The organism is Eisenbergiella sp. OF01-20, from assembly GCF_003478085.1.
In the GTDB taxonomy this organism is placed as follows: Bacteria; Bacillota; Clostridia; order Lachnospirales; family Lachnospiraceae; genus Eisenbergiella.
On record NZ_QUES01000045.1, the window covers coordinates 29,488 to 49,376 of the forward strand.

General features: G+C 47.7%; 14 protein-coding genes and 1 other annotated feature. Of the genes, 8 read left to right on the plus strand and 6 right to left on the minus strand.

All coding sequences use genetic code 11. From position 1 onward, the window contains the following. The first annotated feature begins 15 nt into the window (after nucleotides 1-15). Nucleotides 16-2,358 (plus strand): type I phosphomannose isomerase catalytic subunit, encoded by a 2,343-nt coding sequence (locus tag DXA36_RS29105; RefSeq protein ID WP_118682764.1) that lies wholly within the window; start codon nucleotides 16-18, stop codon nucleotides 2,356-2,358. A gap of 51 nt (nucleotides 2,359-2,409) precedes the next feature. On the opposite strand, the gene DXA36_RS29110 is transcribed toward DXA36_RS29105, so the two are convergent. Beyond that, on the minus strand, nucleotides 2,410-3,528 hold the full coding sequence (locus DXA36_RS29110; protein ID WP_118682765.1) for a prephenate dehydrogenase: 1,119 nt from the start codon (nucleotides 3,526-3,528) through the stop codon (nucleotides 2,410-2,412). Nucleotides 3,529-3,540: 12 nt separating this feature from the next. Continuing rightward, nucleotides 3,541-4,557 carry a 3-deoxy-7-phosphoheptulonate synthase gene (gene aroF, locus DXA36_RS29115; protein WP_118682766.1) on the minus strand — a complete coding sequence of 339 codons (1,017 nt, stop codon included), beginning with the start codon at nucleotides 4,555-4,557 and terminating at the stop codon, nucleotides 3,541-3,543. A 318-nt stretch (nucleotides 4,558-4,875) separates the two neighbouring features. Here aroF and DXA36_RS29120 point away from each other — a divergent pair, with 318 nt between their 5' ends. Further along, complete coding sequence (locus DXA36_RS29120; RefSeq protein WP_118682767.1) at nucleotides 4,876-6,966, plus strand: elongation factor G; 2,091 nt, start codon at nucleotides 4,876-4,878, stop codon at nucleotides 6,964-6,966. A 94-nt stretch (nucleotides 6,967-7,060) separates the two neighbouring features. Here DXA36_RS29120 and DXA36_RS29125 read toward each other — a convergent pair whose 3' ends face one another. Beyond that, a complete protein-coding gene (locus DXA36_RS29125; protein WP_118682768.1) occupies nucleotides 7,061-7,924 on the minus strand; it encodes a glycosyltransferase family 2 protein in 864 nt (287 codons plus the stop codon). A gap of 256 nt (nucleotides 7,925-8,180) precedes the next feature. On the opposite strand from DXA36_RS29125, the gene DXA36_RS29130 reads away from it, so the two are divergent. The 6 genes from DXA36_RS29130 (at nucleotide 8,181) to DXA36_RS29155 (ending at nucleotide 18,260) form a co-directional block, all read left to right on the plus strand. After that, complete coding sequence (locus DXA36_RS29130; protein ID WP_118682769.1) at nucleotides 8,181-9,812, plus strand: CvpA family protein; 1,632 nt, start codon at nucleotides 8,181-8,183, stop codon at nucleotides 9,810-9,812. A gap of 102 nt (nucleotides 9,813-9,914) precedes the next feature. Beyond that, nucleotides 9,915-10,209, plus strand: a binding site (T-box leader). 186 nt (nucleotides 10,210-10,395) lie between these two features. Then, nucleotides 10,396-12,819: a leucine--tRNA ligase gene (gene leuS / locus DXA36_RS29135; protein WP_118682770.1), complete on the plus strand. Its 2,424-nt coding sequence runs from the start codon at nucleotides 10,396-10,398 to the stop codon at nucleotides 12,817-12,819. 203 nt (nucleotides 12,820-13,022) lie between these two features. Further along, the gene (locus DXA36_RS29140; protein ID WP_118682771.1) at nucleotides 13,023-14,108 is read left to right on the plus strand and encodes an ABC transporter ATP-binding protein; all 1,086 of its coding nucleotides are present in this window, start codon (nucleotides 13,023-13,025) and stop codon (nucleotides 14,106-14,108) included. Further along, the gene (locus tag DXA36_RS29145) at nucleotides 14,092-16,206 is read left to right on the plus strand and encodes a Gldg family protein (protein ID WP_118682772.1); all 2,115 of its coding nucleotides are present in this window, start codon (nucleotides 14,092-14,094) and stop codon (nucleotides 16,204-16,206) included. Before DXA36_RS29140 ends, DXA36_RS29145 begins: the two co-directional genes overlap by 17 nt. After that, nucleotides 16,206-16,814, plus strand: a complete 609-nt coding sequence (locus tag DXA36_RS29150; protein WP_118682773.1) for a DUF4340 domain-containing protein — start codon at nucleotides 16,206-16,208, stop codon at nucleotides 16,812-16,814. The genes DXA36_RS29145 and DXA36_RS29150 overlap by 1 nt, the downstream gene beginning before the upstream one ends. Nucleotides 16,815-17,093: 279 nt before the next feature. Beyond that, the gene (locus DXA36_RS29155) at nucleotides 17,094-18,260 is read left to right on the plus strand and encodes an FprA family A-type flavoprotein (RefSeq protein ID WP_118682774.1); all 1,167 of its coding nucleotides are present in this window, start codon (nucleotides 17,094-17,096) and stop codon (nucleotides 18,258-18,260) included. A gap of 117 nt (nucleotides 18,261-18,377) precedes the next feature. On the opposite strand, the gene DXA36_RS29160 is transcribed toward DXA36_RS29155, so the two are convergent. From DXA36_RS29160 to DXA36_RS29170, 3 genes are all read right to left on the minus strand, one after another. Continuing rightward, nucleotides 18,378-18,683 (minus strand): hypothetical protein, encoded by a 306-nt coding sequence (locus DXA36_RS29160; RefSeq protein ID WP_118682775.1) that lies wholly within the window; start codon nucleotides 18,681-18,683, stop codon nucleotides 18,378-18,380. Nucleotides 18,684-18,685: 2 nt separating this feature from the next. Beyond that, on the minus strand, nucleotides 18,686-19,282 hold the full coding sequence (locus tag DXA36_RS29165; protein ID WP_118682776.1) for a hypothetical protein: 597 nt from the start codon (nucleotides 19,280-19,282) through the stop codon (nucleotides 18,686-18,688). A gap of 120 nt (nucleotides 19,283-19,402) precedes the next feature. Continuing rightward, nucleotides 19,403-19,729, minus strand: coding sequence for a hypothetical protein (locus DXA36_RS29170; RefSeq protein WP_118682777.1), 327 nt, complete (start codon nucleotides 19,727-19,729; stop codon nucleotides 19,403-19,405). Nucleotides 19,730-19,889 lie beyond the last annotated feature (160 nt).

Genomic DNA, 19,889 nt, shown 5'->3' on the forward strand with positions numbered 1-19,889 from the left:
CAGGAGCAGATGCATATGAAATGTCTCGTGTTGGCAGGAGGAAGAGGCGACAGGCTGTGGCCGCTGTCCAGAAAGAATTATCCGAAACAGTTTATCAGCATCCAGAAGGATCATTCCATTTTTCAGGAGACTATTGCCAGGAATATTCCTTATTGCGATGAATTTATTATAGTTACCAATAAAGAATACCAGTTTATTGTGGAAAACCAGATGAAGGCTTTCCAGGGGATAACCTACAGGCTGGTACTGGAGGATGTGGGGAGGAAAACTACCGCGGCCATTGTGCTTTCGTGTCTGCAGTTTCCTTTGTCTGAACTGATGTTTGTGGTGGCAAGTGATCATCTGATTGAAGGGGCTACCTATAAAGATGATGTAACAAAGGCCGCGGAGCTGGCAAAAGAGGGCTGGCTTGTCACCTTCGGTATGGATATAGGCAAGCCGGAAACCCGGTTCGGTTATATCCGCTGCCGGGGAGAAGAAGTGCTTTCCTTTATAGAAAAGCCGGATGCCGCCACGGCGGCTTCCTATTTTGAAGCAGGGGACTATCTGATTAACAGCGGTATGTTTCTGTTTCGTGTGGGGACGCTGGTCCAGGAAATCCGGAAATTCTATCCATGGTTATACAATTCCTGTGAAGCGGCCTTTTATATGAGGAAGGTAAAAGGAAGACATACGTATTATCCGTCCGAGGTACTGGAAGGCATCCAGGCGGTCCCTATTGAGAAAAGTGTTTTTGAACGGACCGGAAGAGGGAAGGTGATTCACAGCTCTTTTCAGTGGCAGGATATCGGAAGCCTGGAGGATTTATCCCTCACCGGGATCCGGAGAGACGAAAGAAATCAAATCGTGTATGAAAGCACCAATACGACGGTGCTGAATCAGAGTGACCGTCAGCTTGTGGTAGCCAACAATCTGACGGATATCACTATTATTAATACAGAAGATGCGGTTTATGTTGGCAAGACAGGGGAATCCGAGAAGCTGAAGGGTATCATGAGGGAAAATCCGGAGGAACAGCATTACTTTGACCAGGGAAGGGTCATTTACAAGCCGTGGGGAACCTATGAGCTTCTGAATGTGAATCCCCGCTACGTTGTCCGCAAGGTGATGATCACGGAAGGAAAAACGATCTATGCACACCAGCACTCCCATCGAACGGAGCATTGGATTATCGTGTGCGGAAGGGCCAGAATCATCCTGGAAGGCGGGGAAGGAGAATACGGGCCCAACGACAGCATAGAAGTACCGGAAAACACCCCCCACCAGATATCCAATATAGGAAATGAACCTTTGGTGTTTATGGAGATATCCACAGGTAAAATGGTGGAAGAAAGAGACTTGATCTCTGTGCGCAGCCGGGATCTGTCGGAGGCGGAACTGGGCTATCAGGTGGAGCCTTTTGTCCGTCTGCTTCCCGCCTTCAAGGATTACTTATGGGGAGGCACCAGGCTTCGGGATATTTATGCTAAGAAATGTGACTATGAAACCATTGCGGAAAGCTGGGAGCTGTCCGCCCATAAGGAAGGGCAGAGCATTGTGGCTTCCGGGCGTCATAAGGGACTGCTTTTTTCCGAGTATCTGGATCGGATCGGGAAGGAAAAATGGGGCTGGAAATGCCAGCCGCTGGAACGTTTCCCGCTTCTGGTCAAGCTGATTGATGCAAAAGAGAATCTTTCCGTACAGGTTCATCCGGATGATGCCTATGCCCTGGAAAAGGAAAATGAATACGGGAAAAATGAAATGTGGTACATCCTTCAGTGCGAACCGGATTCCTGCATTTACTGCGGCTTTAAACGGGATGTAACCCGGGAAGAGGTGGAAAAGGCGGTGGAAGAGGACACGATTCTTTCCCTGCTGAACCGGATTCCCATCAAACAGGGGGAGGCTTTTTTCATACCGGCAGGTACCGTTCATGCCATCGGCAAGGGAAGCCTGATATGTGAAATCCAGCAAAGTTCCAATTGTACCTATCGTTTATATGATTATAACCGCAGGGACAAGTATGGAAATTACCGGGAGCTTCATATGGAGAAGGCGCTGGCGGTCATGAATTACAGCCGGTACGAAGTGCAGCGGTTTGACAGCGAAACCATAGAAACGCAGGAGGTGGTTTTACGCATCCTGAGCCGCTGCAAATATTTTGAGTGTGTCAGCTGTACACTCCATGGCTCTTATGAGCTGGAGGAGGACGGAAACTCCTTTTACTCGTTGCTGTGCGTAAAAGGGAAGGCGCAGTTGCAGCACGCGGAGGGGGCGGAAAGAATACAGATGAAGGCCGGAGACAGTATTTTCATTCCTGCCGGAGAGAAGAAATTCCGTCTGGATGGGGACGCAGAGATCATTATTACCCATATATAAAAACGACGCCGGATTTTTGAAAGCCGGCGTCGTTTTATGGGGAACTGCTGTTTAGTTTTTGATAAATACTGTATAACCTCTGCTGTTCAGCAGTCTTTCCGCTTTCTCAATGGAAGCTTCTTCATAAAATTCAATGCGCAGGACACCGTCTTCCGATTCCCGGTTATGGACAATGCCGATATTTTTAATGCTGATATGGTTCAGCGCCAGCAGGGTGGCCACGGAGGCCAGGGAGCCGGCTTCGTCGGGAATTTCCACATTGATGGTGTATACTTTTTTAATAGGGCCGCTGGAAGCGTCAATAAAGGAATCCCGGTAGTTCCTGGCCGTATCGAAGAAGGAATAGAGCTGGCTTGCATCCTTTCGGTCAATTTCATCCTTTACTTTTTCAAGGGAACTGATATAGCGTTCCAGAAGCTGTGATATATTTTCCCTGTTCGTCAGGCAGATCTGCTGCCACATAACCGTGGAGGAAGAAGCGATACGGGTAATGTCCTTAAAACCCCCTGCAGCAACCAATTTCATGATTCCTTCATCGTTATCGCTGGCCTTTACCAGATTCACCAGGGAAGAAGCGATGACATGAGGCAGGTGGCTGATTGCCGCCGTCACATAGTCATGCTGCCGGTAATCCAGAATCAGGGGGATGGCTCCCATTGCTTTAACCAATGCGGCATACCGTTCCACCTGTTCTTTTGGGGCATCCGGAGTGGGGGTGAGGATATAATAGGCATTTTCCAATAAAGAGGCCTTGGAATTCTGGTAGCCGATCCGTTCGCTGCCGGCCATGGGATGGCCTCCGATAAAAGAAGCGGTAAGGCCCAGTTCTTCAATGGCGGCATGGATTGTGCTTTTAACGCTGCCCACATCGGTGAGGATACAGCCGGGATGAAGGGACAGGAAATTGCGGATTAACCGGAGGTTTCTGTCATTCTGGGACACCGGGGCGCATAAGAATAGAAAGTCACAATCCGTGAAGGCGGCTCCGTTTTCTTCGTCAACCCGTTCCGCCGCTTCATCAATAATACCTTCTTCCAGGGCCAGCTTCCGTGTTGCACCGTCCGTATCACAGGCCCGGATATAGCAGTCCGGCATGGATGCCCGGATGGCTCTGGCGATGGAACCGCCGATAAGTCCAAGCCCAATAAAGGCAAAGGTGAGTTGCTTCATAACGTGCTCCTTTTATCTGAAGCTGCGGCCTGCAAGTCCGATATAGGGAGCGAGCTCACCGGTCAGCTTCTCAAATTTTTCAAAGGTAAGGGACTGCGGGCCGTCGGAAAGGGCATGGGCGGGATCGTTATGTACCTCTATCATCAGACCGTCCGCGCCGCAGGCTACGGCTGCTTTTGCCAGAGGAGCCACATATTTGTAGACGCCGGTGGCATGGGAGGGATCCACAATCACAGGAAGATGGGTCCTTTCCTTTAATACCGGAACGGCGCTTAAGTCAAGTGTGTTGCGGGTGGCGGTCTCAAAGGTGCGGATGCCTCTTTCGCATAATACCACATTGGGGTTGCCTTCGGCAATGATATATTCCGCTGCGTTGAGCCACTCCTCAATGGTGGCGCTCAGGCCTCTTTTTAAAAGTACGGGAAGGCCGGATCGTCCCGCTTCCTTAAGAAGGATAAAATTCTGCATGTTCCGGGCGCCGATCTGGATCATATCCACATATTTCACGGCAGCTTCAATGGCCTCGTGGCTCACAACCTCGCAGATGGTGGCCAGCCCGGTTTCTTTCGCGGCTTCCTGCATGTAACGCAGCCCTTCCTCTTCCAGTCCCTGGAAGGAGTAGGGGGAGGTCCGCGGCTTGTATGCTCCGCCGCGGAGAATGGTAGCGCCGCAGGCTTTGACGGCTTTTGCGATAGCCATCAGCTGCTCCTGCGTTTCCACGGCGCATGGACCCGCCATTATGGTCATATTGTCCGGACCGATAGAGGTGGGGCCGACTATAACCGTAGTGGGATCGGGATGGAACTTCCGGTTTGCCAGCTTGTAGGTTTCCGTTACCGGCACTATCCTGTCAACATCCTTGAAGCTTATCAGGTTTTCCGTGGACAGGCGGCTTTTATCGCCCACCACGCCGATGATGGTAACCTCGGTACCCTGGGAAAGATGGGCGTTCAGCCCGCTGTTTTCAATATATTCCTTTATCGCCGTGATACTGGATTGTGCTGCCTGGGGTTTCATTACAATAATCATAGGTTTGGTTCCTTTCACTTTCCGGTAATTTTAATGCCGTTACCAATATAGCACTTTAAAGCGCGAAAGTCAACCGGAATCCATATCCTGTATTTTGGCTATTTTCCCTTGATTTCAGGGGGTTTTAGAGGTAGGGCTGATTTAGATGCAGCGGAGGGAAAAAGAAGGGAAAAAATAACTTGTATAAAATGTTGAAAATTGCTTGTAAAAAATTTGGACATTTAGTAAAATATACCCATGGGGTTCTGGAAGAGATTTTTAATGGATTGGGGACTTTTACAGAAAACCCGGAAATCGCATAATACGGAGGAATTCAGTATGAACATTTACACAACAGACAAGATTCGTAACGTTGTTCTTCTGGGACATGGCGGATCAGGCAAGACTAGTTTAGTAGAAGCAATGGCGTATTTGTCCGGAATCACATCCAGGATGGGTAAGGTAACAGACGGAAATACGGTCAGCGATTTTGGCAAGGAAGAGCAGAAGAGAAAATTTTCAATCAGCACATCTGTTGTCCCGATTGAATGGGAAGGTGTGAAGATCAATATATTGGATACTCCCGGTTTTTTTGATTTTGTTGGGGAAGTGGAAGAAGCGGTCAGCGCTGCGGATGCTGCCATCATTGTCATCTCCGGCAAGGCCGGCGTGGAAGTGGGTACCCAGAAGGCCTGGGAGCTGTGTGACAGATACAAGCTTCCCCGCATGGTATTCGTAACGGATATGGATATTGATAATGCTTCTTACCGGCAGATCGTGGAAGATATGACAAACCTTTACGGCAAGAAAATTGCACCCTTCCATCTGCCTATCCGTGAAAATGAGAAGTTTGTCGGTTATGTCAACGTTATTTCCGAGACCGGCTACAGATGGCAGGGCAAGGAAGTCGTGGAGTGTGAGATACCCGAATACAACAAACCGAACCTTCAGATTTGCCGTGATACCCTGATGGAAGCGGTGGCTGAAACAAGCGAAGAGTTTATGGAACGGTATTTCAGCGGCGAGTCCTTCTCCGAAGCGGAAATCAGAGCGGCTCTGCGTACCAATATTAATGACGGCAGTATTGTTCCCATGTCTATGGGATCTAATATTCTGGGACAGGGCATTTATACGCTGCTGGATGACATTGTGAAGTACCTGCCCAGCCCGGAAGGACGGGAAATTGCAGGCATCAATATGAAGACAAAGGATATTTTCCAGGCGAATTTCGATTTTGCCAAGGCAAAGAGCGCCTATATCTTCAAGACGATTGTGGATCCCTTTATTGGTAAATATTCTCTCATAAAGGTTTGCTCCGGCGTTCTGAAAACAGATGATCAGATGCTTAATTACGATAAGGATATTGAGGAGAAGATAGGTAAGCTTTATATTCTTCAGGGAAGCAAGCCTATGGAAGTGAGCGAGCTTCATGCCGGCGATATCGGTGCCCTGGCCAAGCTGACAGGGGCAAGGACAGGAAATACGCTTTCCACTAAGGCCACACCTATTGAATATGGTAAAACGGAAATCTCCGTTCCTTATACTTCAAAGAGATACAAAGCCAAAAACAAAGCGGATATTGATAAGATTTCCCAGTCCCTTACCAAGATGACTCATGAAGATTTAACCCTTAAAGTGGTTAATGATTCTGAGAACCATCAGTCACTGCTGTATGGTATGGGCGATCAGCATCTGGATGTGGTGGTAAGCAGATTGCTGAATGAGTATAAAGTAGAGATAGAGCTGAGCCAGCCCAAGGTTGCGTTCCGCGAAACCATCCGTAAAAAATCAGATGTGGAGTATAAATACAAAAAACAGACCGGCGGTCATGGGCAGTATGGCCATGTCAAGATGAAATTCGAACCGTCAGGGGATCTGGAAAGTGCTTATGAATTTGCCCAGGAGGTGGTAGGCGGCGCCGTGCCCAAGAATTATTATCCTGCGGTGGAGAAGGGAATCCAGGAATCTGTCCAGAAAGGGCCTTTGGCCGCTTATCCGGTAGTCGGTGTGAAAGCGATACTGTATGATGGTTCCTATCATCCGGTTGACTCCTCGGAAATGGCGTTTAAGATGGCAACTATCCAGGCATTCAAAAAAGGCTTTATGGATGCGGGACCGATTCTTCTTGAGCCGATCGCATCTTTGAAGGTAACCGTTCCTGATCAGTACACCGGTGATGTTATGGGTGATTTGAATAAACGCCGCGGCCGTGTGCTGGGAATGACACCTATTGCAGGAGGAAAGCAGATTGTGGAAGCGGATGTGCCTATGACGGAACTGTATGGATATTGTACGGATCTGCGTTCCATGACAGGCGGCCGGGGAGATTACTCCTATGCATTTGCCCGTTATGAGCAGGCCCCTTCCGATATCCAGGAGAAAGAAGTTGCTGCAAGAGCCGCCAAGGTTGCAGAAGGAAGCGAAGAATAAAGTCTTTTTTAGAGAAGAGAAACAAATATTGGGGTAAAGGCGCCGGGGATATTGGGGGATATCTTCGGCGCCTTTTATATAGGGAGAAGCTTTATCAGTTATCCCGTCGTTTACGGCGTTTCAGGACTGGCGTCCCGCTGCCAGCGGCAGGATGCTTGACCTTATCCCGGGCAAATTCCAGGTAAAAGCTTTGTATTTTCAGTTTGTTTTCTTCATACATATCCAGTATCTGATACAATTCCTTGTAATAGCCGAAGAGAATCCTTTTGGTGCGGATAGTTTCCCGCAAATCAATTTTACTGTCTACCAGGCTTCCTTTTGTTTTTACATAATAATAGAAGGGAACCGTGAGTACATGGACGTTGGAGGTGAATTTCAGATATTCCAGATTGAATTTGAAGTCCTCGCACCAATCCAGTTCATGGGAGAAGAACAGCCGGTTTTCTCTGATAATATCCATGCGGTAAAATTTATTCCAGGTTACCCCATAGTAGAAATTAGCGGGGGATTTCATCATGTATTTGGCAAATTCGGCTCTGCTCATCAGGGCGGGAGAGGGAATATGGCCTTTAATCCAGATCCTCCTTCCGATAACCCGGTAATAATCCGATATGACAAGCTGCGTATCCGGTTCCATAGCCTGCAGCAAAAGAGCTGTGGCATCACGGGTAAGCCAGTCATCTGCATCCACAAACTGCACATAATCGCCCTTTGCCATCTGCAGCCCTATATTCCGGCTCTCCGAAACACCGGAATTTTCCTTATGGACAACACGCAGGCGTGGATCCTTTTTTTCATATTTATCAAGGATTATCCCGCTGTGATCCGTACTGCCGTCATCTATGGCAAGAATTTCCAGATGGGAATAGGTCTGCCTGATTACGCTGCAAAGGCATCTTTCCAGCGTTTGTTCCCTGTTATATATGGGAATAATAATGGTAACTAAAGGGTTATTCAATCAGATTATCTGCCTTTCCTTTGTGATTTCATCATGCTTATTTTATCATGCGCATAGGGGAGAAACAAGGAAAAAGTGCCGGTAGGGTGCAGATAAAAAAGAATGGCATCACCCGTGCCGGTCGTTCAGCATTGCTATGGCTGGAATATTGTGGTACAATGAATTAATTTATTAGCAGCCTGTATTCTGCCCGGAAAACAGGCTGACGACAGGATTTGCCGGAAGCTGATGCCGGCAGGGAGGAGTATTATTTTATATGAAAAAAGGTGTATTGTACACGATTTTGGGCGTTTTGGCTGCTGCTGCCGCATTTATTTATTATTACGTAACACTGCCGGCCATTAATATCCATTCCAGCGGCTTCTGGTTTTTTATTATGGCGGCTATCGTTGCCGTAATGATCCTGTATGCCGTACGCAAGGCAGGGAAGGATATGGCGGGAACGGGAGGCGTATCGCTGAAGTTCAGCCTGAAGGAATATAAGCCCCTGAAGTGGATGGGGATTCTGCTTCTGCTTTTGCTTGCTGCTTATTTAATCGGAAGCGTGCTGTCATCCCCGATTATCAATGCCAAGAAATACCAGCAGCTTCTGACTCTGGAGAGCCGGAATTTCACGGATGACATCAAGGAAGTGGATTATCGGACAATCCCTCTTCTGGATAAGGACTCGGCGGCGCTGCTGGGAGACAGGAAGATGGGAAGTCTGGTGGATATGGTTTCCCAGTTTGAGGTGGCGGATGACTATACCCAGCTGAATTATAACGGGGTGCCGGTGAGAGTTACCCCTCTTGTATATGCCAGCCCGATCAAGTGGCTGACCAACCAGAAAAACGGGATTCCTGCGTATATTCGCATTGATATGACCACACAGGATACGGAATGTGTCATGCTGGAGGAAGGGATCAAATATTCCAAATCCGAATATTTCAACCGGAATCTGTACCGGCATCTCCGGTTCCGGTTCCCTACCTATATTTTCGGCGATCAGCTCTTTTTTGAAATAGATGACAATGGCGTTCCCTACTGGGTATGCCCTGTTAAAAAGTTTAATATTGGGCTGTTCGGCGGAGAGACGGTGGGACGTGTTGTGCTCTGTAATGCTGTTACCGGGGAATGTACGGATTATGACATCGAAGATGTTCCGCAGTGGATTGACAAGGTATATTCCGCAGAGATGCTGATGCAGCTGTATGATTACCATGGGATGTACCAGCATGGCTTCTTTAACAGTGTTTTAGGACAGAAGGATTGTCTGGTGACAACCAACGGATATAATTATATCGCTCTGGATGACGATGTTTGGGTATATACGGGAATCACCTCTGTAAACGGGGATCAGTCAAACGTAGGGTTCGTCCTGATGAATCAGAGAACCATGGAAACCCGTTATTATAAGGTGGAAGGAGCAACGGAGATGTCGGCCATGTCCTCTGCGGAAGGACAGGTACAGAATCTGGGGTATAAGGCCTCCTTCCCGCTTTTGTTAAATATTGCGGATGAACCCACCTATTTTATGGCGCTTAAGGATGCCGCAGGCCTGGTAAAGAAATATGCCATGGTAAATGTACAGAAATACCAATGGGTTGCTATCGGCGATACCATCCAGCAATGTGAAAAGAATTACAATGAACTGCTGAGTACCAACGGTATTGTCAGCCAGAATACGGATGCTTACCTGGAGGCTTCCGGCAGAATTGAATCGATATCGCCGGTCGTACTGGAGGGAACTACTCATTATTATATCTGCATTGAAGGAAATGAGAGTATCTTTGATGTGGACTTGTCCGACGAAAAGCTCATTGGAATCGTCCGTTTTAAAGCCGGTGACAGGATTACGCTGAAATATCTGGATGAAGGCGGTTTAAATCCGGTGCGGGAGCTGAATTAGAAGAAGAGGACTATTGACAAAAGCCGGGAAAAAGGATAAAATTATCCCTAGTTTCCGGGAATCCAGCATATTTTCTGTGTTTCCCGGCAGAATAGCAATAAGACAGAGACTTGGAAGAGGAGTAGTAAGGATCCTGTCCTTTATAGAGAGCCGCCGGTTGGTGTAAGGCGGTAAGGATAAGTCCCCAACTCGCCTTGGAGTCCTCCGGGGGATCCCCTTAAGAATAGAAGCAAAGCATTCTATAGAAGCAGAGCTTTCTAAGGAAGTAGTCCGGAGCGGGTATTCCCGTTACAGATATTTAAGTGCGCAGCATAAGGCAGGGAGAGGACTATCGGTCCTGTGCTGAAGGTTGCGAATTAGAGTGGTACCACGGAAAAGAAGCCCTTTCGTCTCTAAGCAGAAGAAAGGGCTTTTTTTGGACATATGGATGGCTCGCGGAGCGTGGCATCCGTTGTGTATTCCCGCAGGTAACGTGCCGGGCGGATGCGATTCCGCTGGCTTCTGCGGACGGACAGCAGAGCGCGGCGTGTCCGTTTACCTGTATAGGTGAAGGATTACGAGCGGCAGCAAAAAGGAGGAAGCTATGGCAGCACCATACAATCACAGAGAGATTGAAGAGAAATGGCGTAAAGAATGGGAAACGAATCCTGTTAACGTCAACGATGGAAAGAAACCCAAGTATTATTGTCTGGATATGTTCCCTTATCCATCAGGAAACGGGCTTCATGTAGGACACTGGAGAGGTTATGTGATTTCCGATGTGTGGAGCCGTTATAAAATGCTTAACGGCGGCCACTACATCATCCATCCCATGGGCTGGGATGCATTTGGCCTTCCCGCAGAAAATTATGCCATTAAGATGGGAGTGCATCCCGCAATTTCCACAGCGGACAACGTGGCAAAGATCAAAAGCCAGATTAAGCAGATCGCTGCTTTGTACGACTGGGATATGGAAGTGAATACTACGGATCCTTCTTTTTATAAGTGGACCCAGTGGATTTTTGTCAAGATGTTCCGGGCCGGGCTTGCTTATGAAAAAGAGATGCCTATTAACTGGTGTCCTTCCTGTAAGACGGGCCTGGCAAACGAGGAAGTGGTTAACGGCAAGTGTGAACGCTGCGGTGCAGATGTTACCAAGAAAAATCTGAAGCAGTGGATGCTGAAAATAACCGCCTATGCGGATCGTCTCCTGAATGATCTGGACAAGCTGGACTGGCCGGAGAAAGTGAAGAAGATGCAGACGGACTGGATCGGAAAATCCTACGGTGCGGAAGTGGATTTCCCGGTGGAAGGCAGAGAAGAAAAGATCACAGTCTATACAACAAGGCCGGATACCCTGCATGGAGCGACTTTTATGGTTCTTGCCCCGGAACATGAGCTGGCAGCCGGACTTGCCACACCGGAAAATCAAAGTGCTGTGGAAAAATATATTTTTGATGCTTCCATGAAGTCCAATGTGGACAGATTGCAGGATAAGGAAAAGACAGGCGTTTTCACCGGCACCTATGCGATTAATCCGTTAAACGGAGCAAAGGTTCCCATCTGGCTTTCTGATTATGTTCTGGCGGATTATGGTACGGGCGCTATCATGTGTGTTCCGGCCCATGATGACAGAGACTTTGAATTTGCTAAAAAGTTTACTATTCCTATCATCCAGGTTATCGCCAAAGATGGTAAGGAAATTGAAAATATGACGGAAGCCTATACGGATGCAAGCGGAACCATGATCAATTCCGGCGAATGGAACGGCATGGAAAGCGCGGTATTGAAGAAGGAAGCGCCGGTTATGATTGAGAAAATGGGAATCGGCCACAAAACGGTAAATTACAAGCTCCGTGACTGGGTATTTTCCCGTCAGCGCTATTGGGGAGAACCCATTCCTATCGTTCATTGTCCGGAGTGCGGCTGTGTGCCGGTGCCGGAGGATCAGCTTCCGCTGCTGCTTCCTGAAGTGGAATCCTATCAGCCTACCGGAACAGGGGAATCTCCGCTTGCTGATATCGACTGGTGGGTGAACACCACCTGTCCTGTGTGCGGCGCTCCTGCCAAGAGAGAGACCAATACTATGCCTCAGTGGGCCGGTTCCTCCTGGTATTTCCTGCGTTATGTGGATAATAAAAATGAGAAGGAGCTGGTGAGCAGAGAAAAAGCGGATACCTATCTGCCCGTTGATATGTACATCGGCGGTGTGGAGCATGCGGTGCTGCATTTGCTTTATTCCCGTTTCTATACCAAATTTCTGTATGATTCCGGTGTGGTGGATTTTGACGAACCTTTTATCAAGCTGTTTAACCAGGGCATGATCACCGGCAAGAACGGAATTAAGATGAGTAAATCCAAAGGAAATGTAGTGTCTCCGGATGATTTGGTGAGAGATTACGGCTGTGATTCCCTGCGGATGTATGAGCTTTTTGTAGGTCCTCCGGAACTGGACAGCGAATGGGACGACAGGGGAATTGACGGTGTAAACCGTTTCCTGAACCGTTTCTGGAATCTGGTTATGGATAATAAAGACAGCGGCGTAGCTCCTTCCAAAGAAATGATCAAGGTACGTCACAAAATGGTTCATGAAATTACCACCAGGCTGGAAAATTTCAGTCTGAATACTGTTGTTTCCGGTTTTATGGAATTCACCAATAAGATGATCGATATGGCAAGAAACGGCGGAATTGATAAAGAAACACTGGAGACGGCCGTGATTATGCTTTCTCCCTTTGCTCCTCACATCGGTGAAGAACTGTGGCGTCAGCTGGGAGGAACGGATTCCGTATTCCATGCCACCTGGCCGGTAGCGGACAAGGACGCTATGGCGGATGAAGAAAAGGAAATTGCCGTGCAGGTAAACGGTAAGACCAAGCTGGTGGTAACCGTACCGGTTGATATCAGCAGGGAAGACGCCATTGCGGCAGGCAGGAAGGCATTGGAAGATGCCGGAAAACTGAGCGGAAATGTAGTAAAGGAAATTTATGTACCTGGAAAAATCATCAATATTGTTGTAAAACCTTAACAGGCTGCAAACAACGGATGCCGTGCTTTGTGTAAACCTGAAGGTAAGGAAAAGGTCTGCCGGAGTCACATCTCCGGCAGGCCTTTTTTGCGGGTACGCCCTGTTTTTCACAAAAAAATCACATTTCTTCCAACATTTTTACACAAATATAGAATACATTTATCAATAGAGTTGGCTCAAAAATGTTGCGAGGAGGATATAAGATGATAGAAGTAAATCATCTGGTGAAAAAGTATGGCGGCCATTTTGCCGTAAATGACCTTTCATTCCAAGTGGAAAAAGGGCAGATTTATGGATTCCTAGGGCCGAATGGCGCAGGGAAGTCCACAACCATGAATATCATTACCGGTTATTTGGCGCCTACGGACGGGGAAGTAAAAATCGGCGGGCATGATATTAGGAAGGAGCCGGAGGAAGCCAAGCGCTGTATCGGCTATCTTCCGGAAATGCCACCTGTTTATCCGGATATGACCGTACAGGAATATCTGCGTTTTGCTGCGCAGCTGAAACGGATTCCGTCCAGAGAACGGGAGGACGGAATGGAAGAGGTGATGAAGATGACCCGGATTCTGGACATGAAGGATCGTCTGATACGTAACCTTTCCAAAGGGTACAAGCAGAGGGTAGGGCTTGCGCAGGCGCTGCTGGGTTCCCCGGAGGTCCTGATTCTGGATGAACCTACCGTTGGCCTGGATCCCAAGCAGATCATTGAAATCCGCGATTTGATAAAAAGCCTGAAAGATAAGCATACGATTATCCTCAGTTCCCACATACTTTCCGAAGTCAACGCTGTCTGTGATCAGATTTTAATTATATCCAAAGGAAAGCTGGTGGCATGTGATTCCCCGGAAGGCCTGACCAGACTTATGACGGGAGAAGAAGAGCTGGAAATTACCGTAAAAGGAACGCAGGAAAAACTGATAAAAGCGCTGGAAAAAATAGAGGAAATAGAAGACAGCAGGCTGGAAGCGGCAGGTGAAGGACAGACAAGGGCGATTCTGAAAACCGGCGCGGATGTGGATATTCGGGAACCGCTTTTTTATCTTCTGGCGGAAGAAAAGCTGCCTCTGCTGGATATGCATATAAGCACCAAATCGTTGGAAGATATCTTCCTGGAACTGACGGATTCCGAAAAGCGGAGTGCGGCGGAGGAAATGGAAGCAAAGCATTCCATGGAAGGAAAACACTCCATGGAAAAGCCGCAGGCAAAGAAAAAATTCAATTTCGGCAGAAAGAAGGAGGAGCAGAAAAACGAGCAGGAGGTGACGGACGATGACAGCGATTTATAAGAGAGAACTGAAAGCTTACTTCCATTCCATGACAGGATGGCTGTTCCTTGCAGCGAATATTTTTCTGTCAGGTCTGTATTTCTTTGCGCTGAACCTTAGATTTGGCTATTCCAGCATGGCAAATACCGTATATAATATTCTGTTCCTGCTGCTCATTACCATTCCGCTTCTGACAATGCGTATGATGTCGGAGGAAAGGCGGCAGAAGACAGATCAGCTGATCCTGACTTCCCCGGTGTCCGTGGGTAAGGTGGTATGGGGGAAATATCTGGCGGCAGCTACCATTTTTACCCTGTCCACGCTGGTGATAGCTGTGTATCCCCTCATCCTTTCCCGGTTTGGTACCGTTTCCATGGGAGAAAGCTATACGGCCGTGCTTGCCTATTATCTGTACGGCTTAAGCGGTATTGCCATCGGCCTGTTTCTTTCTTCTGTTACAGAGAGCCAGGTGATTGCGGCTGTCCTGAGCTTCGGCGCTCTTTTCCTGGGCTACATGATGAGCAGTATAACAGGGCTGATTTCTTCCGCAGGCAATCTGTTTACCAGGATTTTAAGCGTGTATGATATGACAAGCCGTCTGGAAGATATGATGCAGGGTTCGCTTGCGTTGCAATCGGTATTGTATTTTCTTACCTTTATTCTGGTGTTTCTTTTTTTGACTGTCCAGTCAGTACAGAAAAGAAGATATCAGGTATCGGTAAAAAGCCTGCAGATGGGTGCTTACAGTACAGGAATGATTGCGGTGGTGTTGGTTGCTGCGGTTTTTCTGAATCTGGCGGCAGGAGAGCTGCCTTCCCGTTATACCACATTTGATGTGACTTCCCAAAAGCTGTATTCCCTGACGGAAACCTCGGAGGAACTGGCAAGGAATCTGACGGAGGATGTCACCATTTATATCCTTCAGTCGGAGGAAAGCCAGGATACCACGCTGAAGCAGACGCTGGATCGGTATATGGATCTTTCCGGTCATATCCATGTGGAATATAAGGATCCGGTAGTAAACCCCAATTTCTATAAGGATTATACCGACGGAAATATCGGTATGAACTCACTGATTGTGGTGAGTGATAAGCGGTTTAAGGTAATTAACTATAACGATATTTATGAAACAGAGATGGATTATTCTACCTACAGCAGCAACGTTACCGGTTATGACGGGGAAGGCCAGATTACCAGCGCACTTGCCTATGTAACCAGCGATGATATGCCGGTTCTGTACACACTGGAAGGGCAGGATGAGCTGTCGCTTTCCACCGCCTTCCAGAACGGTCTGGCAAAACAGAACGCTGCGCTGCAGTCCATAAATCTGCTTACCCAGGAAAGCGTGCCGGAGGATGCCCAGGGAATGCTCATCCTGGCGCCCACCTCGGATATATCTGCCGATGATGCAGAAAAGCTCATTGCCTATCTGGATAAAGGCGGTAAAATCCTGATGACGACCTCTTATATGGAGGATTTTGCAGCCGATATGCCTAATCTGCAGAAGGTTCTGGATTATTTCGGCCTGTCCATAGAAAAGGGGCTTGTTATGGAAGGTGACACTTCAATGTATTACCAGCAGCCCACCTATCTGCTGCCTGAAGTGGCTTATGATACCCTTACTAACGGGGTGGCGGGGCAAAAGTATATATTTATGCCTTACGCACAAGGGATACGTGCGGAGGAAAAAGAGGATGTGAGCGTAACCTCCCTGCTGGCCACCTCTGCGTCTTCTTATGCTAAAACCAATATGAACCAGGCACAGACGTACGAAAAAGAAGACGGGGACGTGCAGGGGCCTTTCGATGTAGGTGTGCACGCGGAAAAAACGCTGGAGGAAGGGACCGCACAGCTGACCTTGTTTGCCTCCGAAAATCTGTTTACAGACAGCGCCAATACAATGGTGGCGGATGCCAACCTCACGCTGTTCACCAATACGGTGGCATCCATGTCCGACAGCGAGATAAGTGTCTCCGTACCGGTGAAATCTTATGAATCCAGTATAATAACGGTAAATGACAGCACGGCCTTTTCTCTTGGCTCCCTGTTTATGCTGATTCTGCCGCTGGGACTGCTTATAGCCGGAATCTTTGTCTGGATGGGAAGGAGGAAGCGCTGATGAAGAAAAAAAAGATACAGCTGCTTGTGCTTGTAATTCTCTGCCTGCTTTGTGTAGGGGCTTACGTGCTTGTTAAAAATATGGATTTTGCACAAGAAGAGACGCTTTCCGCACAACAGGTAACCGTGACGGATTTTGCTTCCGGGGATGTAACGGCCCTTTCCGTAACCGGCGATCACATTCTGAACTTTGTAAAGGAAGAAGAGAAGTGGGTGAATGCGGATGACAGGGAAATGACGCTGGATCAAAACCAGATCAGCTCTCTTGTGAACAATATTGCCGGTCTTGCAACGGAATCTGTTGTCGAAGAACCGGAGAATCTGTCCGAATACGGTCTGGATAATCCAGTAAGGACCATAAAGGCCGAAATGAAGAATGGTTCCAGTGTAATAATATATGTGGGGAACCAGAACGATCTCACCGGAGACTATTATATCCGGCTGGAAGGAGACGACCATCTTTATGGAATCAGTTCCTATGTGGTAACTGCTTTTGATAAGGATCCGGAAGAATTCATAGAAGAGACGACGGAGGAAACTGCAGAAGTAATGCCAGAGGAAACTGCAGAAGAATCCCTTACAGAAGAACCGTCAGAAGGAGCAGACTAAGGAGAAAACGGAGGCAGCTTTCCTCCTGTGGGAACCGGATATAAAAACGGAGAAGCAGCATAATGCCCTTTATTGACAGGCCGTTGTCGGTAAAGGGCCTGTCTTTGTAACAGTTCAGACTTGTCTGAACTGTTACTTGTTTATGTACAAAAAAGAATACTTGTCCCTAAAAAGTATACAAGATAAAAAAACGGAGTTATAATGTACACGATTTAAGAAATTTTTAGTATAATATGAAAACAAAAGCACAAAATCAGTGGAAAAACAGGAGGATAAGTGATGAATACCACAGAATTAAGACCCGGTATTTATGCGGTAGGTGTTGTTGACTGGAATGTACGCAGTTTCCATGGCTATACAACCAACAGAGGGGCAACGTATAATGCTTACCTGATTGTTGACGAGAAAACCGCATTGATAGATACTGTAAAAGCCCCCTTTGCCGGAGAGCTTCTGGAACGTATCCGTGAAATTATGGATCCGGCACAGATTGATTATCTGGTTTCCAACCATGTGGAAATGGATCATTCCGGTTCCGTTCCTGCAGTGATGGAAGCAGCTCCCCATGCGGTTATTGTGACTAGTTCCCCCAGCGGGCTGAACGGCCTGAAGCTGCATTATGGGGATAGCTATGAATATATGCCGGTAAAAGGCGGAGATTGCCTGAACCTGGGAAAACATACCCTTCAGTTTGTTCCTACCCCTATGCTCCATTGGCCGGATAATATGGTTACCTATTGCCCGGAAGAAAAAATCCTTTTCTCCAACGATGCGTTCGGCCAGCATTATTCCAGCAGCAAGCGATATGATGATGAGGTGGATATGGCCGAGGTTATGGCCGAAGCGGGAAAGTATTATGCCAATATCCTGATGCCTTACGGTATGCAGATGAAAAAGACCCTGCCGGTAATAGAAGCATTGGATATCCGTCTGATTGCCCCCAGCCATGGAGTAATGTGGAGAAGCCATATCGAAGATATTGTGAATGCCTATAAGCATTACAGCGATGAGACGCCGGAGCATAAAGCGGTGGTGGTTTTTGATTCCATGTGGCATTCCACGGAAAAGATGGCAAGGGCTATAGTGGAAGGCTTTGCCATGAAAGGGGTACCTGTGAAGCTTTATGATTTGAAGGTGGATCATATTTCCGATATCATGATGGATGTTTTGAAAGCGGAATATATCGTGGTAGGTTCATCGACAATGAACAATCAGATGCTGCCTTCGGTCGCTTCCTTTCTCTGTTATATGAAAGGACTTGCCCCTAAAAATAAAAAGGCCTTTGCGTTTGGTTCCTATGGCTGGGGAGGCCAGAGCGCCGGCCTGATACATACGGAACTGGAAGCCTGCCGCTTCCGTATCCTTTCGGAGCCGGTGAAAGTACAGTATGTTCCTTCGGAAAGCTTTCTGAAGGAGCTTTCTGCAAAAGTGGCCGCTATGGATTGAACGGCATAATTCACAAGATATGTATTATGTAAGGGACACAGCCCAATGTGTGTTGACAGCATCGGGAGGTGCCCCTTATATTTTTGCGTCAGGTATCGAATCCTGCCCCGTACCATATTATTTACGACGCTGCATAAGCTTCATAATCTGATTCATTTTCATCAGTTCCTCCGGTGTACTGTATTTCTTTATCGCTTCTATAATAGCTGTCATTTCCTCCTGGGTAAATGTGATATTTGCCGCCCGGCTTCTCTGGGCAAGAGCCATGAGAAAGGGCATAAGCTCTTTCTGAGACAGGTTGTTGCTCTCAAAGACCATCTTTTGCAGAAAATCGAGTTTTTCCTCAGGAATATTCCTCAGGGAAGGTTCCTGCATCCATCTTGGTTTATCCTTGGAATTTTTAGAATCGTTATAATCTGCCATAGTTATTGATCCCCTTCCGGCGGGCTGTCCCGAGTAACCGTATTATCTGTGGAAGCCGCCTCTGTGCTAAAATCCGACTGAAACATTTGAAACATGGACTGCTGCTCCGGTGACAGCATACCCATCAGCATATCCATAGGATTCATGCCAAAGGGATTGCCGCCAGCTTTTTCTTCGCCGCCCTGTCCGGTTTCCGGTGCAGGGCCGCTGCCGCTTCCGGCAGCTGCGGTACCATTTGCGTCATTTGTACTCATTCCCTGGAAGAGATCCATATACTGTTTCATTTCCTCATACATCTGCATGGCATTCTGTATGGACTGGAACTGTTCCAGCATGGAACGTACCTGGGGAGAACAGTAGTTTTTTATTTTATCACAGATGTCTATCAAGGAAAAAGGGATAGCCGCATCCTGAAAGCTACCCGGATGCGAACGGGCAAAACGGAGAGTATAGTCAAATTCCATGAATTTAATCATGACAGCCAGCCCTCTGCGACTGTCGGGATTGCAGTAGGGCAGGAGGATTTTCATTATTTGTATTTGGTTGGTTGTATACAGAGCATCAAATGCCTGTAAATAATCTTTATCATGTTTCTCCATATCCCGGTCCTTTTCCCTTTCATAGAAATACTATGTCGGCGCCGGAAACATAAGAACATAAAAATAGGCTCTGTAACAGAGCCTATTTTCATGTATGTGCCCAATGAGGGCGCAGTTACATTAGCAGAAGCCGTTTCCACCGCCGCAGCAGCAAAGCAGGATCAGAATCCAAATCCAGCTTCCGCAACCGGAGTTTCCGCCGCAGCCACAGCCATTAGACTCTCCGCATCCGCAGCTGTTTCCGCCGCCGAAGCCATTGCCGCCGCAGCAGCAAAGCAGGATCAGAATCCAAATCCAGCTTCCGCAGCCGGAGTTTCCACCGCAGCCGGAATTACATCCGCATCCGCAGCTCCCGCCACAGTTAGTAGTACAACCACAGCCGGTGTTGCTGGAGCCACAACCGGTATTGCTGCCGCATCCGCAGCCGCTTGCTGTTAAATCACTCATGTTTATTTGCCTCCAAATTGGTTTTTATGGTTTATACTATGCTACACAGCCTGTCAGTGTTTCCAACAGAATACAAATTTTTTTATCTACGAGCCGCATGGACAGAGAACCAGGAGCACGATCCGGCATGCTTGCATAACCGGACGCGCTCCTGGTTCCC